The organism is Kibdelosporangium phytohabitans, assembly GCF_001302585.1.
GTDB classification, from domain to species: domain Bacteria; phylum Actinomycetota; class Actinomycetes; order Mycobacteriales; family Pseudonocardiaceae; genus Kibdelosporangium; species Kibdelosporangium phytohabitans.
Map to the genome: position 1 here is coordinate 8,540,521 of NZ_CP012752.1, position 15,499 is coordinate 8,556,019.

The 15,499-nt window shown below is 69.1% G+C and carries 13 protein-coding genes; 7 read left to right on the forward strand and 6 right to left on the reverse strand.

Annotation, left to right across the window (positions count from 1 at the left end; genetic code table 11):
• The first annotated feature begins 60 nt into the window (after nt 1-60).
• Nucleotides 61-1,596, forward strand: a complete 1,536-nt coding sequence (locus AOZ06_RS38570) for a PucR family transcriptional regulator (protein WP_054297239.1) — start codon at nt 61-63, stop codon at nt 1,594-1,596.
• On the opposite strand, the gene AOZ06_RS38575 is transcribed toward AOZ06_RS38570, so the two are convergent.
• On the reverse strand, nt 1,561-1,857 hold the full coding sequence (locus tag AOZ06_RS38575; protein WP_054293889.1) for a DUF2306 domain-containing protein: 297 nt from the start codon (nt 1,855-1,857) through the stop codon (nt 1,561-1,563). The two genes, AOZ06_RS38570 and AOZ06_RS38575, sit on opposite strands and share 36 nt — an antisense overlap.
• 643 nt (nt 1,858-2,500) lie before the next feature.
• On the opposite strand from AOZ06_RS38575, the gene AOZ06_RS38580 reads away from it, so the two are divergent.
• Complete coding sequence (locus AOZ06_RS38580) at nt 2,501-3,343, forward strand: hypothetical protein (protein ID WP_157233483.1); 843 nt, start codon at nt 2,501-2,503, stop codon at nt 3,341-3,343.
• Here AOZ06_RS38580 and AOZ06_RS57110 read toward each other — a convergent pair.
• Complete coding sequence (locus tag AOZ06_RS57110) at nt 3,314-3,475, reverse strand: hypothetical protein (protein WP_157233484.1); 162 nt, start codon at nt 3,473-3,475, stop codon at nt 3,314-3,316. The genes AOZ06_RS38580 and AOZ06_RS57110 overlap by 30 nt on opposite strands.
• Complete coding sequence (locus AOZ06_RS38585) at nt 3,472-4,698, reverse strand: Fic family protein (protein ID WP_157233485.1); 1,227 nt, start codon at nt 4,696-4,698, stop codon at nt 3,472-3,474. Before AOZ06_RS38585 ends, AOZ06_RS57110 begins: the two co-directional genes overlap by 4 nt.
• A 628-nt stretch (nt 4,699-5,326) precedes the next feature.
• On the opposite strand from AOZ06_RS38585, the gene AOZ06_RS38590 reads away from it, so the two are divergent.
• Together AOZ06_RS38590 and AOZ06_RS38595 are read left to right on the forward strand one after the other, a co-directional pair.
• Nucleotides 5,327-5,923: an RNA polymerase sigma factor gene (locus AOZ06_RS38590; protein ID WP_054293892.1), complete on the forward strand. Its 597-nt coding sequence runs from the start codon at nt 5,327-5,329 to the stop codon at nt 5,921-5,923.
• Complete coding sequence (locus AOZ06_RS38595) at nt 5,920-7,443, forward strand: hypothetical protein (protein WP_054293893.1); 1,524 nt, start codon at nt 5,920-5,922, stop codon at nt 7,441-7,443. The genes AOZ06_RS38590 and AOZ06_RS38595 overlap by 4 nt, the downstream gene beginning before the upstream one ends.
• Nucleotides 7,444-7,450: 7 nt before the next feature.
• Here the strand turns inward: AOZ06_RS38595 and AOZ06_RS38600 are convergent, their stop codons facing one another.
• Together AOZ06_RS38600 and AOZ06_RS38605 are read right to left on the reverse strand one after the other, a co-directional pair.
• Complete coding sequence (locus AOZ06_RS38600) at nt 7,451-8,446, reverse strand: ParB/RepB/Spo0J family partition protein (RefSeq protein WP_236951882.1); 996 nt, start codon at nt 8,444-8,446, stop codon at nt 7,451-7,453.
• Nucleotides 8,447-8,465: 19 nt separating this feature from the next.
• Nucleotides 8,466-9,821 (reverse strand): FAD-binding oxidoreductase, encoded by a 1,356-nt coding sequence (locus AOZ06_RS38605; protein WP_063810529.1) that lies wholly within the window; start codon nt 9,819-9,821, stop codon nt 8,466-8,468.
• A 70-nt stretch (nt 9,822-9,891) separates the two neighbouring features.
• Here AOZ06_RS38605 and AOZ06_RS38610 point away from each other — a divergent pair, with 70 nt between their 5' ends.
• The gene (locus tag AOZ06_RS38610) at nt 9,892-10,239 is read left to right on the forward strand and encodes a winged helix-turn-helix transcriptional regulator (RefSeq protein WP_054293895.1); all 348 of its coding nucleotides are present in this window, start codon (nt 9,892-9,894) and stop codon (nt 10,237-10,239) included.
• Between the two features lie 7 nt (nt 10,240-10,246).
• Here AOZ06_RS38610 and AOZ06_RS38615 read toward each other — a convergent pair whose 3' ends face one another.
• Nucleotides 10,247-10,972, reverse strand: coding sequence for a hypothetical protein (locus AOZ06_RS38615; protein WP_063810184.1), 726 nt, complete (start codon nt 10,970-10,972; stop codon nt 10,247-10,249).
• A gap of 88 nt (nt 10,973-11,060) precedes the next feature.
• On the opposite strand from AOZ06_RS38615, the gene AOZ06_RS38620 reads away from it, so the two are divergent.
• Both AOZ06_RS38620 and AOZ06_RS38625 read left to right on the forward strand, forming a co-directional pair.
• A complete protein-coding gene (locus AOZ06_RS38620; RefSeq protein ID WP_054293897.1) occupies nt 11,061-11,480 on the forward strand; it encodes a hypothetical protein in 420 nt (139 codons plus the stop codon).
• A 410-nt stretch (nt 11,481-11,890) separates the two neighbouring features.
• The gene (locus AOZ06_RS38625) at nt 11,891-15,496 is read left to right on the forward strand and encodes an ATP-binding protein (protein ID WP_169799039.1); all 3,606 of its coding nucleotides are present in this window, start codon (nt 11,891-11,893) and stop codon (nt 15,494-15,496) included.
• Nucleotides 15,497-15,499: the final 3 nt, after the last annotated feature.

The window sequence follows — 15,499 nt, forward strand, 5'->3', positions numbered from 1 at the left end:
TAGCGGCCGTCCAGACATTCCGCGGATGTTTTGTGCGTCCGGCCAAAGAGGTAGGTGACGATGCTCGATACAGCGGTTCCCGATCTCGGGCAGGTTCTCGAGGCGTTGGGCTCGTCGCTGCTGCGGCCGTTGACTGTCCTGCCCGCGCAGCCTGTGCCGGTCTCGGGCGTGCTCGTGTTCGAACGACGGGCCCCGCTCGCACCGGTCAAGGACGCGATCCTGCTCGCGGTCGGCGCGGGGACCGACGAGGCCGAGCAGCTCGTCGGCGCGGCGGCTGATGCCGGGTACGCATGCCTGGTGGTGAAGAGTTTCGGTGAACCGGTCACCGGCCTTGTCGGCGCCGCCGAGCGGGCCGGTGTCGTACTGCTCGCCACCGACGAGGCCGTGGCGTGGCACCACCTGGACGCCATGATCACCTCGACCCTCGCGCAGGCCTCGGGCAACGACCTGTTCGCGCTGGCCAACGCGATCGCGGGGATGGTCGGCGGGGCCACCGTGATCGAGGACCCGCACCGCCGCATCCTGGCGTACTCCACTCTGCCCGGCCAGGCCATCGACACGGGCCGCAGCCAGGGCATCCTCGGTCTGCAGGTGCCCGACGGCCCGTACTACGACGAGCAGTACCGCGCCCTCACCCAGTCGGGGCGCACCTGCCGGTTCCCCGCCATCGCCGGTGGCCTGCCCCGGCTCGGGGTGGTGGTCCGCGCGGGTGACGAGGAACTCGGCTCGGTCTGGGTCGTCGACGACCACCTGGACGCCACGGCCGAGCAGGCGCTGACCGACGTGACGGACATCGTCTCGCTGCACCTGCTCGCGGCCCGGACCGCGGACGACGCCGTCCGGCGCAGACGGGCTGACCTGCTGCGACGGCTGCTCGCCGACCCGAGCAGCGTCACCGCGGTGGCCCCGCAGCTCGGCCTCGACCCGAACCAGCCCGTGGCGGTGGCCGCGTTCACCGTCGCCTCGGACGACGCCCTCGCGGCCCAGGCGGCCACCCGCCTCGCCGACCTGGTGAGCCTGCACTGCGAGGCCCATTACGGCAGGCACGGCTGCGCGCTGATCGACGGCACGGTCTACGCGCTGCTGCCGTCGTCGAACGCGCACCGGGAGCTCGTCGCCGACATCGCCCGGCGTGCCCACGGGGCGCTGCGGGTGCCCGTGCACGCCGGGCTCGGTTCACTCGTGCAGGAGCTGCGGCTGATCGCGAGTTCACGCGCGGACGCGGATCTCGTCCTGCGCGCGCTCGCCGAACGGCCGGGTGGCCCCGTGGCCACGATCGACGAGGTGTGGGCCAGCGCGACCCTGTCCGAACTGGCCCGGATCCTCGCCGCCCAGGAGGCCCTGCCCCGAAGGCTCGGCCCGTCGATCCGGGCGCACGACCTGGAACACGGCACGACCTACGCCGGCACGATCCTCGCCTACCTGGACGCCAACGGCGACACCGCGGCGGCCTCACAGCGGCTGTCCGTGCACCCGAACACCATCCGGTACCGGTTGTCGCGTGCGGAGGAGATCTTCGGCTTCGACCTCGCCGACCCGGACGAACGCCTGGTGCTGTGGCTACGACTGCGGCTCGGCGACCAGCTCGGCTGGTGACCGGCGCGTTTCGGTGTCGCGTTCACACCTGCGCGACAGAGGTGAGATGGTCTTGGGGACAATGAAGTACTCGGCGACGATCGCGCCAGTCAGCAGGCAGAACGCAACCTGAGCAGAAACACCCTCGGTGGAGTAGACAACCGCCACCGACGACGAAACAGCGGCGACAACGATACTGACCATGTAGACGCGACCGAGCACGCGATGCAGCTGCGGGCGACGGGCACGCAGTTTGGCCGCGAATTGGAACGGCCCGATCAAGCAGCAGACTCGCCGGGAAAACGTGCACCAGGAGCGAGAGGTGATGCAGGGCGACGTCCTTGTTGATTTTGCCCCGGCTCGTCGACGGGCCACCGGTGAGATACGCGGGCAAGGACGCCACGGCGACCACGATGGCGGACACCGCCACCACGGCCCAGACGATCTGCCGCCCGCGGCGACGTGGGATGGAGAAGGCCACTAGCTCCTGACGGGACGGGGTCGGTGCGCTCAACCCTCCCGCCGCGGCGCGGGTGCTCGCGTCGGCAACACCTGCGTAGGTCACGCGGATTACGACATTCCAGCGAATCCCGCAGCCGCACCCCCAGCTTGCGGTCACCCGTTCGCCGATGACCCGTCCTACCTCTCGCCGCAGCGCCCACCAGCGGCCACCGGCACTCACTGGTCCACAGTAGACATGGTGTGACCACGCCGTCATCGACATCCGTGTTCCACGTCACTGGAACAGGAATGTCCGATATCACCTCGTCATCGGGTCGTTTCACCGGGCTGGCGCTTCTGGTTGTCACCCGAACGGTGAATACTTGGTGATCAAGCGATGCAATTGCGTTTGCACGACGATGTGAATGTCGGCGTGACGCAGAGGGTGACCAGCGACTTGGCGCGACCACGGGAGAGGGTGCCAGTGAGCGAGGGACCAGGGCGAACGGTCTCAGCACTTCTGCAGGCAATGCTCGACGCCCGGCGCGTTCCCGGCGACGCGGCCGGGTGGTTGCGCGACTCCCGGCACGAGATCCTGGCCGCTGCCAGGGAAGTGGTCAGCACGGGCGATCCCCGGACGGCCGCGTCCTTCCTCACCGCCGCGTGGTCGCTCGTCACCGTGAACACGGACACGTCCTGGTGCGACGACTTACGTGACTGCGGACGCGAACTGAGCACGACAGCTCCGGAATCTCCAGATCTGGCAGCGGTTTTCCGGCACTCAGCGGCCGCGTACCACATGCGCGGCGACTACCGGTTCGCTGAGGCGGAAGGGTTGGCGGAGCTGGCCGTCCGGCGGAAACTGGACGATCCCGACGAGCACGTCGCCGCCCTGAACGCACTGTCCCGGACCTTTCGGGCGCGAGACCGGTTGCACCGGGCCATGGACTGCGCCGACGAACGGCTGGCCTTGCACATCAAGCACCGCCGTCCCCACGAGATCGCGGCCGACCTGCAACACCTGGGCCACCTGATGCTCCTGGCAGAGCGGGAGGACACCGCGACCGACTACCTCACGCGCGCTCGGGACGCGTTCGACGAACTCCCTGATGTGACAGCCCAGCAGCATGCGCGGGTACGGACACTGCTGGGCTGCGCACTGTGGAGATCGGGCGGGGAATCCGCCGCACGCCGTGAGTTCAGCAACGCCCTGCGGCTGGTGGTCGAGGTGGACGAGCCGACCGCGGAGAAGATCCGGGAACTGCTGAGCCGCCCGAGCGGCGAACCGTTGCCGCTGTCAGTGCTTGAAGAAGTCGATGACGGCTGAGACAACTTGGATCAGCACGGACAACGCGAACCTGACCCAGTCCAGCAACGTGAACTGGGGCCGTCGGCGGTGGCGCGACTCACGCCTGCGGTGCCGGTCGGGGCCGTATGGGGACTGTCGGGGGATGATCATCGTTTTCCTGGCTTGTCCTTCGATGGTGGTGGATCGGTCGAGATGCCCGGCGGGTGGCGTCGCACGTCCGCCGTGGTTCTGTTGTTCAAGCTCAACAGCTTGATCACCGGTTCGGAGTAGAAGACCTGGTCGTACTTGCGGGACTCCCAGCTGGTGAGAGCACCTGAGTTGACCAGTCGCCTCGTGACTTCGGTCGCGTACTTCTTCGATACGCCATATCGTTGCTGGATCTCCCGGTGGTTGATCACCGGGAAGCCGATGACGTCGGCGACGACCTTGGCCGCTGTCCCCGACGGCGACATACCCTTGCTCAGCTCCGCCCCAAGCTCGCCAAGCTTGTACACCATTTGGAGCTGAGCCTGCGCCTGGTCGTGGATGGCGATCGAGAAGAAGTCGACCCAGCGGTCGAGGCGACCAGTGTCGACGACTGCCCGGATCTGACACCGGTAGACGTCCAGCTCGTCGTCCAGCCAGACCGACAACGGCAGGATCTGGTTGCGCAGCAACTTCTGCCGGACCATCTCGAGCATGCTGAACACCCGGGCGACGTGCCCGTTGGCAGTGGGAAACGGTTGCAGTACCTCCAAGAAGTAGTGGGCGACAGCGAGGTGGGCGACCCTGGGCTGACGGATGTCGCCGTGCACCCAGTCCGACCATTCCTTCAACCGCGGCACCAGATGTGGCCCCATCGCAGTCAGCATGTACGGCGCCGTTCGCCCGCCGCCGAGGCGACCGTGCTCGGTTCTCAGGACTTCAGCCGAGCTCCGGCCGGTCATGATCGCGCTGAGCTCCCTGATCAGGGTCGCGTCCAGGCGAGCACCGGCACGGACCAGCCGCAGACCGTGGTCGTGCGCACGCAGGTAGGGCGTGATCTTGGCAAGCAGGTCGGGGCGTTTGGTGGAACCCTGTCCTGCCAGCATGTTCGCGATCAGTGCCTCGGTCAGGCTGACGTTGACTCCGACGAGGCTGGCAGAGCTTTGCGCGTCCCGCACTTGAGTCGATCGGACAAGACCGTCACACCTCGCGAGACGGCCTGCCGCTTCGTCCAGCCTGCCGAGCGCGTGCTCGGCTCGGGCGGCGAGGCGGTAGGTGGCGGGCGGCAACGTGAGATCCCGCGGCAACGGTGGCGGGATATAGGCGCCCTCAACACGGAGACTCTCGGGGAAATCGGAACGTCCGGTGATGGGCACCCACTGCCCAGGCGGCAGTAGAGCTTCGGCCATGACTGAACGGTGTCACAGGCACACACCGGATTGCAAGGAAGTGAAGTCAGGATTCCCATGTGTTCACTTCCCGTCTCGATGATCAAATTCAGCCACTAGTCCATTCGGGATTCGTTACGGGTCCGTGGCCGCGAATTTCCGGTGATCGCGCCGGTCCGCCATCGGCCGAGGTAGGACCACAGTGGAAGCACGAGCGCTTGTTTCGTTGCGGGACAACACACCGCAGCCGTACGGTCGTCCTGACACAGGCCGGCCCGGCCGGCTACACCGCAGGCAGGACGACGGCCGTGGAAGTTCACTCAAGTGAGTGGCCCTCATCTTTCGTGGAATGCGTAAAAATACATAGTCCGCAGCAGGGCGGTGAGGTATCGAGCCCGACCGTGACAGGTGACAGCGGCTCCGGTCTGGTTATCAGCACTCCGGCCCTCCGCACCCGCTTTGCCGCCAACGTTCACTCCTTCGTGTGAAGTGGACGATTCCGTTCGGCGTTCCGGGTACCGGCGTGACTGTTACTCATGACAGTGACAATGTCTGACAGTGGTCTCCTGGAGTCCCCACCGGATCCGAAAGGTGCGTTCATGCACGGCGTGAACCCGAAGCCAGTTCCCGCTCTGCGGCGACGACGACGATGGCGGCGGCACGGCTTGCCGCCCGCCTCGTCCGGGATCCGCTGGTGATCGGTCCCTCCGGTGTCCGCTCGCCGATGGCGGCGGGCGATCCCGACGCTCAGTTCGACGCGTTCTACACGGCTTGTTTCTCGCGCGTGCGCAAGGCGCTCGGTGCTCTCACCCACGACACCCACGCCGCGGAGGACGCCACGCAGGAAGCGTTCGTCCGCGCCAAGCGGCATTGGCCCAAGCTGATGGCGTACGACAAACCGGAGGCGTGGGTCCAGCGCGTGGCGTTCCAGCGGCTCCGGCGGATCCAGCGGTCGCGCCGCGACCAGCCGACCGACGAGTCCACTGTGGAACACCCTGATCCCGGTGCCGACCTCGCCGACGAGGTCGCGCAGCGGGAGGAGCTGTACGCCGCCATCCGGACCCTGCCGCGGCGCAGGGCGGAGGTGATCGTGCTGTGCCACCTGCGTGGCTACTCGCGCTGCGAGGTGGCCACGATGCTGCGCATCACCGAATCCACCGTGCGAACGCACCTCGCCCTCGCCGAGGCCCAGCTGCACCGCCTGCTCGGACTGCCGGACACCGGTCACCAGGGAGAAACCGGATGAACCTGTACGAACGTCTGCGCGCCGCGGCCGACCACGTCGCCGCCCCGGACTGCGAACTCGACGTGCGCCGCGGGCTGCGCCAGGTCGAGCAGCGCTACCGGACCGCGCTCACCGGCCCGTCCGGTCCCGAACACATCGACATCGGCATCGCGCTCGACGTCGCGCTGGAACGCGCCTACCGGGCCGGTGTCGCCGCCCGGGACCGCGGCGACCTGAACGAAGCCGCGCACCAGTTGCTGGTCGCGGCGGATCACCAAGTCGGCGACGCCCCTTTACTCCTCGCCGAGGTTCTCATCGAGCTCGGCGATCACGAAGGCGCGCTGCGATGGTGTGACGTGGCCGATCAGGACGGTTTCGACGAAGCGCAAGCCGTCGCGGCGCGTTGCCGGGAACAGATGTCGGCGTCGAAACGGCCCCGTGAACGAGCCGCCGCGTACCCCCTCCCTGACGTGAGGCGGCACCCTGACCGCGACGAGGACACGAAACGACAGCAGCTCCTCGCCCACGCCGAGGCGATCACCATGGGTGCGATCGCCATCGACTCCGGCTGGGGCATGGCGGAGCACCGCTGGCCGGACGATGCCCAGTCCGCCTGGTACGGCCGCCCGATCGGGATGACGGAGGTGCGGCAGACCGAAGCGGCCACCAGGGCCCTGCGCTCCCTCGACTACCAGTACGGCGGCGCGAGCACCCGTTCAGGTGTGATGGCCCAGTTGAAGTGGGCGGAGCCGATGCTGGCCGCGAGTTGTCCCGACGTGGTCCGCAGACGGCTGAGAACGGCATTGGCCGACCTGCACAACCTGGCCGGCTGGGTGTCCTTCGACGTCGGTCTCGCCGACGCCGCGCGCTTCCACTTCACCCGGGCGATGGACCTGGCCAGTCACACCGGTGACGACACGCTCCTGACCAACGTGCTGTGGCACGCCGGGCGCATGTGCCTGTACGAGGGTGTGCCCGCCGAGGCGATGAAGTACTTCCACCTCGGCGAGACAGCCGCGGCCAGGACCGGCGACAGCACACTGGCCGCCCTCGTGATCGGTGGCCAGGCGTGGGCCACGAGTCTGCTGGACGACGAGCGGGAGACGCTGAATCTGCTCAAGCGGATGCGTCGGACGCTCGCCGAACCGTACGAACCGCCGTCACCCCACATCGTCTTCAACGCGGAAACCCTCTACACCACAATCGGATCCACCTACGCGGTGCTCGCCCGCCGGGCAGGCAGGCACGCACCGGCCGCGATCGGGCTTCTCAACCGCGCACTCGACACGTGCACGGCCGAGCGGCAGCGGTGCCGGACTTCCCTGTACACCACTCTCGCCGGTAGCCACCTCGCCAACGACGACATCCCCGAAGCCGGGCACACCGGCACCAAGGCACTGCGGGCGGCCGACAACATCCAGTCCGGCAGTCTCGACGGCCAGTTCCGGGAACTGAAGAACGACGCCGACCGCCACACCCATCCCACCGCACGCCAACTCGCCGACCGGATCGCCGAACGTCTCCTCCGCCGCACCGGATGAGACCGGGCTACCGAGTCCGCTGGCTTCGCGCAACAGGTCTTTGCCGGGCAGCCGCCTGTTGCCTGCGGCGCAACTGCCGCGCGAACTCCTGCCACAACTCGGCGCACGCCAGTGCGAGTTCGGCTATGTCGCCCGCGCGGTGCGGCGGGACGCCGTCGGCGAGCCGGCCCCATTCCCGTGGTTCGACCATGTGGAAGTGGAACCAGCGCAACAGCGTACGCCCGATGTCGGTCGACCACAGCGAAGGATCCGCGCGCAGAGCCTGGAGCACGTCCTGCCCCGGCGGGATCTGGTCGGAGGTGGACGGTTCCGGCTCGGCGCGTTGCCGTGACAGCACCGGATCGTCGCCGCGCCGCAGTCGCTTGCGGACGTCGACCGCCGTGCCGAGGGAGATGCCCGACGCCTTGGCGACTTCCCTCAGTGTTGCCCCTGGGTTCGCGGTCATGAACTCACCCGCCGCCCGCCTGCCCTCCGCGCTGTCGAGCGGATAGACGCGGCCGTCGCGGCCCAATCGGCTGGCTGGCTTGTCCATGCCTGTCCGCCGCCGGATCGCGGCGACGGTCTTGTCGGCGAGGCCCGTGCTTCGCGCGATGGACCGGTCCGACCGCTGCGGGAAGGACGCGATGATCCTGGCCGCCGCGGCCTTGCGGTCCGTGAGCGACAACGGCAAACCGTGCGCCACGTTCGCTTCCACCGCGAGCAGGAAAGCCAGGTCCGTGGTGCCTTCGACAAGCCACGCCTGGATGTCCTCGTCGCCGCGCAGTTCGGCGGCCTGCAACCGGTGCATCCCGTCGATCACGCGCATCGTCGGGCGGTGCACGAGGATCGGCGGCAGGTCGGCACCGCAGTCCGCCAACGCCATGACGTGGTCGGTGTCCCCGCCGCGGAGCCTCGGCGAGTCCGCTGGTTTCAGCGAACGGATCGGCAGCGTGACCAACCGCATCCCCGGTCTCGCGTCGATCCTGCCGACTATCGACGTGACCACGTCGCGTCCATCGGACACGTCTTCTCCCTTCGACCCGTCACATCGGCGGGATGTTCTGGTTGCCGCGGAACAGGTTCGCCGGGTCGTAACGCGATTTGACGCGGCGCAGCCGTGCGAAGTTGCTTTCCCCGTACGCCTCGGCGATGTCGGTGCTGCTCGCGTCGAACGGGAGGTAGTTGACGTACGCCCCGCCTGCGCTGTGCGGACGCAGCGCTTCCACGACTTGCCTGGCCCACGCGCGGTTCACGCCGTCGTCCGCCTGGTCTGTCCACTTCGCTTCCACGAACACGTTGTACGGAGCGTGCCGGAAACCCACCGCGGTGGCGTGCGCGGGCAGGCGGGACACGGCGCCGTGCAGGTGCTCGACGATGATCGCGCTGGACGGTGACGGCGCGCCGGCGGAGTGCCGCGCGATCGTGGCGATCACCTCGTCGTCGATGTGCCGGAGGGTGCACGTGTTCCAGTAGTGGCGCATTCCCCACTCGGCCATGGGATCCATGAACCGCTGCCCGTTCACATAGGACTGTTCGGTGACGGTGTCGAGCGTGGGACCGGTGGCACGCATCGGGCCGAGCAGCGGTTCCGAGTCCGTGCCGATCACGCGGGGTGTCATCAGGATCGACGGCACGCCTTCTGGCGCGGTGAACACCAATTCGCACACGATGTGGTCAGGCAGGTCGTCGGCGACGCGGCGGAACGCGCCCACCACCTCCGACGCCCGTTCGAGCGGCCACCCCAGCAGGCCGGTCACCATGCGCCGCACCGGGTACAGCGCGAACTCCAGCCGTACGGCGACGCCGAAGTTGCCACCGCCGCCGCGCAGGGCCCAGAACAGGTCCGGGTGGCGCACTTCGTCGGCGGTGACCAGAGTTCCGTCGGCGAGCACGACGTCGGCCCGCACCAGCTGGTCGACCGAGAGGCCACGCAGGCCGCGGAGCGCACCGATCCCGCCGCCGAGCGTCAGGCCGCTCACGCCGGTGGTGGACACCACGCCGCCGGTGCTGGCGAGGCCGTGCCGCTGGGTCGCCCGGTCGTAGTCGCCCCAGGTCGCACCGGGCTCGCTGTGGGCACGGTCCGCGCCCGCGTCGACACGCACCCGGTTGAGCCTGCTCATGTCCAGCATCACGCCGCCGTCGGCGACCGCGAATCCGGCGCCGCTGTGCCCGCCTCCGCGCAGTGACAACGGCAGTCCCGCGCTCGCGGTGGTCCGGACGGCGAGTGTGACGTCGTCGATCGAGGCCGCCTGCAGGACGACGTCCGGGCGGCCTCGCAACGACCGGGTGTAGAGGCGCAACGCGTTCTCGTAGAGCGGATCGGACGGGACCAGCACCCGTCCCGCCGCCACGCCGTCCAGCGCGGCGACCAGTTCGTCAGTGGTGGTTCGAAGAAGCATGATCGCCAAGCTATCAACCGGTGAGTAGATATACAATAGTTAGTGACCAGCACACTGGTAAGCTGATCGCATGTCGGAGCCGTACGACAAGGGCGACACGTTCTGCCCCAGCTACCACCACGCGGTCGAGATGATCGGCAAGCGGTGGAGCGGGGTCATCCTGCGTGAACTGCTGCTCGGCGCCAGCAGGTACAGCCAGCTGCGGTCGGCCATCCCCTCGTTGACCGACAAGATGCTCGCCGCCCGGCTGCAGGAGCTGGAAGCCGAGGGAATGGTCACCCGCACAGTCGTGGACTCCGTGCCGGTGCGCGTCGAATACGCGCTGACCGACAAGGGCCGGGACCTGGAGGCCACCATCACCGTGCTCAGCGAGTGGGCGGACCGCTGGTATCCGGACGGCCCTGACCGTCCGGTGTGAACCCGGGTCAGCTGTTGTAGTACTTCATCTGCACCAGCGTGGTCATCATCATCGAGTTGGCACCGGGAGCCGACGGCAGACCGAACCGCTTGTCCAGCAAGCGCTCCAGACCGTGGCAGCCGCGCGCCCGCGGTACGGCGAACTCGCTGTCCTGCATGGTGAACTTGGCCGTCGGCGGGTTCGGGGAGACCACGTCGGGGCCGCTGGTCCGCAGTGGCTTGAACTTGATCGGGTCCTTGTCGCCGCCGATCGTGCACGTGGACGGCAGCAGCGGGGAGCTGACCCGGAGCTTGAGGTGCTGCTCCCCCATCCGGTCGCCGACCGAGAGGAAATCGGCGAAACCGGCGTACTCGATGCGGGTGTCCAAGCGCAGCAAGGGATTGCGCTCGTCCGATCCGGGGATGCCGAGCAGGCCGCCGGGCACGCGGCTCGGCTCGGCCCGCAGGGAACCGAAGACCTGGGCGAACTTCCCGTCCAGCGTGCCCTCGGCGAACGTCAACCGCATGGCGCCGAGCGGTTGCCCGGCCAGTCCGCCGATCTTGATCGTCCCGGTGGACATCAGGACTTCGCAGCGCCACAGCGCCGGATCCGCCCCGGCGGGGATCTTGGGACAGTCACTGAAGTCGAACGGCGGAACAGTCTGGGCCGATGCGCTCTGGGACAGGGAGGCCATCGCCGCCGCGGCCGTCAGCGCGACGACAGCGGAGCGGCGGAACAACCGTGATCTCGTCATAGGAGAAGGGTTCCGCGCCACACGTGCCCGGTGATCCGGCAAACTCCCTGACATCGACCCTGAGATCGGCTCCAGTAGCGTTCGCCGCGTGCCGGACACGACGACGCAGGCCGCGCGGCTCACGGGCGACTGCCAGAAGTGCGGTAGCCCCAGCGAGGGCTGGGCCGCCCAGTACATCGAGGACGACCGCTTGCGGTGGGCGGTCGACTGGACCTGCCGCTGCGGGCTCGCGTCGTGTGACGGCGGGCGGGGACCCGCTCCCGGCTGGATTCGCGGTGAGCTCCTCGCGCAGCACGGTCCGGCCCGCCTGGAGCTGGCCGACAAGGATGCTCGTGGCGGTGGTGTGCTGAAGGTGTTCCGCGACGCGCTCGGCCTTTCCGTTCGCGAGGCTCACGCTGCGGCCACCGAGCTGCGGCAGGGCGGGTACGTGGCCACTGGCGTGGAGGTACATCTGCTCGCCGACCTGCTGCGGCAGGCGGGGATCGCCACCGCGGTCCGCACCAAGTGATCAAAATAACTCCAAAATCGTATCTGTTAGCTTTGTGCAAGCACTGCGGTCTTGTGGTGGAATGGACCGGTGATCCGCCAGCAAACCGGTTTTGACCTGCGGTCGCGCCCGCAGACAACCTCACACCCGCCAAGCGCGTCATGCCGTTGGTAACTGAGCGCGTCGTGTCCGGACCCGGGCCTTGGAGGGCTGGTGGAGATCAACGAGCTTCGCTGCGAGGCCGCGGCAGGGACCGGTTCGAGATGGACGCCACATCTCCGGCCGCGCGGCGCCCGGCAAGCCACCGCGATGGAGTGAAAGCACTAGGCGATCGCAACCGATTCGGCTGACGACCGTCCGTTCTAACGTTGTATCACTGCCCGGTGGCGTCCCGGTGGGGCGCCGACAACCACATGGAGCAAGGCGACAGCATGGCAACTACCGGTGTCGACCTGCGGCGACGTCGCGTGCCATCGTTGGGGACCAGATCGCTGCGGTCGCTCTCGCTGCGGGTTCAACTGCTCGGCCCGGTGCGCGCGTGGAGCGGCGACGACGAGATCAGACTCGGCAACGGCGGACGCAGCGCCGTGTTCAGCGTCCTCGCCATGAACGCGAACGAGACCGTCTCCCGGGCGGACCTGATCGACGGACTGTGGGGCGAGCGCCCGCCGGCCAAGGCCGTCGGCATGCTGCACACCTACATCCACGACCTGCGCCGGGCGCTGGACCCCGACCGTGGCAAACGAGCCGACTCGACCGTGCTCGTGACCGTCCAGACCAGCTATTCGCTGCAGTTGCTCGACGAACAGTTCGACGAGCGCCGCTTCACCGCCCACCACGAGCAGGCACAGCGGCACTGGGCCGCCGGTGACCTCGGCGCCGCGGTCGACGCCCTCGACGCAGCGCTCGCGCTGTGGCGCGGCGGCGCGCTGCACGGCGTGCCCGGGCCGTTCGCGCAGGTGCAACGCGCCCGTCTCGACGAAAGCCGGATCACCGCCGTCGAACGCCGTGGGGCGCTGCTGCTGCTCCAAGGCGGTCACGAGCGCGTGACCTCGGAACTCACCGAACTCGTCGCCGAGGCACCGCTGCGGGAAACCGCCCGCGGACTGCTCATGGTGGCGCTCAACCAGGCTGGGCGGCGCGCCGAGGCCGTCGAGCTGTACCGGGACACCGAGCGGACACTGATCGACGAGCAGGGCATCGAACCGAGCCCCGTGCTGCGGCGGATCCACGAGGACATCACGGCGGGCAGGCCGGTGCCCCCGGACGCCATCAGCGCGGGCATCTGGACACCGCGTCCCGTCGCCGAGTCTGTGGTGACGCTGCCGGAGACCGCACGCCCGGCGCCACCGCCGTCCCTCGTCGGCCGCCACGGCGAGATCGAATGGCTGCACTCGCTGCTGCACGACCTCCACTCCGGTCGCGGCGCGTGCGTGGGGATCGAAGGGGCCCAAGGCATCGGCAAGACGGCGCTGATCGCGGGGGCGTTCGCCGAACCGGGCGACACCTACGCGCTCGTCTGGGGATCGCTGTCGGACGGGGCCGACCAGCTCGTCCAGCTGATCGAGCAGATGTCCGCCGTGCAGCCGGTGGTGTTCGTCGTCGACGACATCCACTCGGTCAGCGACGACAGCGAACTGCTGACGTGGCACCGGCTCGCCCACCTGACCCAGCAGGTGCCGTTGCTGCTGGTCGGCGTGTTCCGGACGCTTCCGCACCCGGCACGGTTGCGCAGCGCGATCTCGGCGACCGGCGGCCGCGTCAGGACCATCGGGCCGCTGGCCGCCGACGATGTCGTCCTGCTCGCGCAACGGCACCTCAAGGCGCCGTGCGGGCCCCGGTTGCGGGAGTTGCTCGGTGCCGCGGCAGGCAACCCGGCGTTCGTCTGCGAACTGCTGGACACGCTGACCGCCGCCCAGGCGCTGAGCGTGACCGACGGCGGCGTCGACGTCAGCCCGGACCGCCAGGTCGAGCCGGACGACGTGCTGACGTACCTCACCCGCAAACGGCTCGGCGTGCTCACGCCCGGCGCCCAGAACGTGCTGCGCTGGGCCGCCTTGCTCGGCACGCGGTTCGACCTCGGTGAACTCGCGGCGGTGATGGGCAAGTCCGCCGCCGATCTCGTCACGGCCGTCGACGAGGCGATCGTGTCGGGCACGGTGGAGGACGAAGGCCAGGGCTTCGCGTTCCGCGACTGCGTCCTGCCCAGGGTGTTGCTCGAGGAACGCCCCGCCGAGACAAGGGCGGCGCTGCACCGGGAAGCGGCCGAGGCGCTCGCCGAGGCGGGCGTGCCTGCCGAACGAGTCGCGGCGCAACTGCGTGCCACGGACCAGACTGACGCGTGGGTTGTGCGATGGGTGCTGGACAACGTCGATGCTGTGGCCGCGCGCAGCCAAGCGACCGCCTTCGAGTTGCTCGACCACATCATCGCGGGCGTCACGGCGAACGAGGAGCACCACAACGCGATCGCGCTGTGCCGCGTGCGGCTGGCGTTCCGGCTCGGCCAGCGCCCACGGGCCGAAGCCGAGGCGGTACTCGCCCGGACCGGTGACGCCGAACTGCGATGGCTCCTCGCGAATCTCGACTACCAGGCAGGTGCCGCCGAGAAGGCCGCCGCGCACCTGCGCGCCGCGGAGCGTGACTCGACCGTCCCGAAGTACTGGCGAGCAAGGTACGAGTCGCTGCGAGCACAGTTCGAGAGCGGCGCGGAGGACCTCGACGTGGCGGAACAGGCCACGAGGACCGCGCTGCGGCACGCGACGGAGAAGTCGGACGCCAAGGCGGCACTGCACGCCTGGCGGGAGCTCTGGTACTTCGCGATCCTGCGGCGCGACCACCAGGCCGCGCTGGCCCACGCGGAGGCGGCGATGGAGGTCGTCCAGCGCAACACCAGCCTCTCCCAGTGGTACCTCAACGTGCTCGAAGGCCGCGCCATCGCGCTGCAGAACCTGGACCGCCTCGAAGAGGCGACGCACGCGCTCGCCAGGATGCGCTACATCGGCGGTCGCCTGCAGCCACCCGCCGGGCGCCCGCACGTCGTGACCGCCGTCCACGAGTACTGGCTCGGGCAGTGGGACGAGGCGCTCGCCCAGCTCGAGGTTGTCACGCAGAACGGTGACGGCCAGTTCCACTACCCGTGCGCCCAGTCGCCGCTGTTGCACCACGGTGTCGCGGCCATGATCGCCGTCCACCGCGGGAACACGGCCGAGCTGCGGGCGCACCTGCAGGCAGCGCAGGCGTACCCGGTCGTCACGAACAGAGATCGGGAAAGCAGCGACTACCTGGTGGTGGCACGGGCGTTCGAGGCCGGTATCCGGCTGGGTCCCACGGCGGAACTCGACGCGTTGGCTCCTGTCGTCGACCCGGACCACGGCAGGGCCACGCTGCGCCATCAGTGGTTGCCGCGGTACGTGCGGCTCGCGATGGACCTCGGCGACCAGTGCCGCGTCGCCGAGGCTGTCCGGGTGTGCGAGGCCGAGGCGACGCGGGAGGTGAGCCCGGCGCGGGCGCACGCCGCGCTGCGCTGGTGCCGGGGGCTCACCGACCGGGCCCCGGATGTCCTGCTCGACCTGGCGCGGCACTTCCGTGCGATCGGCAGGTCGGTCGAGATGGCCGCCGTGCTCGTGGATGCCGCCGCGGTGCTCGCCGAAGGCAAGCGAACCGGTCTCGCCAAACGCACGTTCGCCAACGCGCTGACGGCGCTCGGCCACCTCGGTGCCGAGGCTGACATCGACCGGGCCACGGCGCGCATGCGTGAACTCGGTGTCCCCGCCACCGTCGGCTTCGGTTTCGGGTTCGGCGCCGTCGGTGTCCCACCGGGACGGTCGGCGGCCACCGGGTGGGGTTCGTTGTCCGATGTGGAACGGCGGGTCGCCGAACTGGTCGTCGCGGGCAAGGCGCATCCCGAGATCGCCGCCGAGCTGGCGTTGTCCCGCAGGGACGTGCAGGGCCACCTGTCCGGCGCGATGCGCAAGCTCTCCGTCGGCTCCCGCGCCGAGCTCGCGGGCAGGATCCGTGAAGTGGCGGGCAAATCGTGACCG

Bases quoted from the DNA above. Each gene is read 5' to 3' on its own strand.
- AOZ06_RS38605 (WP_063810529.1), bottom strand. From the start codon at position 9,821: ATGCTTCTTCGAACCACCACTGACGAACTGGTCGCCGCGCTGGACGGC.
- AOZ06_RS38570 (WP_054297239.1), top strand. From the start codon at position 61: ATGCTCGATACAGCGGTTCCCGATCTCGGGCAGGTTCTCGAGGCGTTG.
- AOZ06_RS38595 (WP_054293893.1), top strand. From the start codon at position 5,920: ATGAACCTGTACGAACGTCTGCGCGCCGCGGCCGACCACGTCGCCGCC.
- AOZ06_RS38610 (WP_054293895.1), top strand. From the start codon at position 9,892: ATGTCGGAGCCGTACGACAAGGGCGACACGTTCTGCCCCAGCTACCAC.
- AOZ06_RS38625 (WP_169799039.1), top strand. From the start codon at position 11,891: ATGGCAACTACCGGTGTCGACCTGCGGCGACGTCGCGTGCCATCGTTG.
- AOZ06_RS38590 (WP_054293892.1), top strand. From the start codon at position 5,327: ATGGCGGCGGCACGGCTTGCCGCCCGCCTCGTCCGGGATCCGCTGGTG.
- AOZ06_RS57110 (WP_157233484.1), bottom strand. From the start codon at position 3,475: ATGATCATCCCCCGACAGTCCCCATACGGCCCCGACCGGCACCGCAGG.
- AOZ06_RS38615 (WP_063810184.1), bottom strand. From the start codon at position 10,972: ATGACGAGATCACGGTTGTTCCGCCGCTCCGCTGTCGTCGCGCTGACG.
- AOZ06_RS38585 (WP_157233485.1), bottom strand. From the start codon at position 4,698: ATGGCCGAAGCTCTACTGCCGCCTGGGCAGTGGGTGCCCATCACCGGA.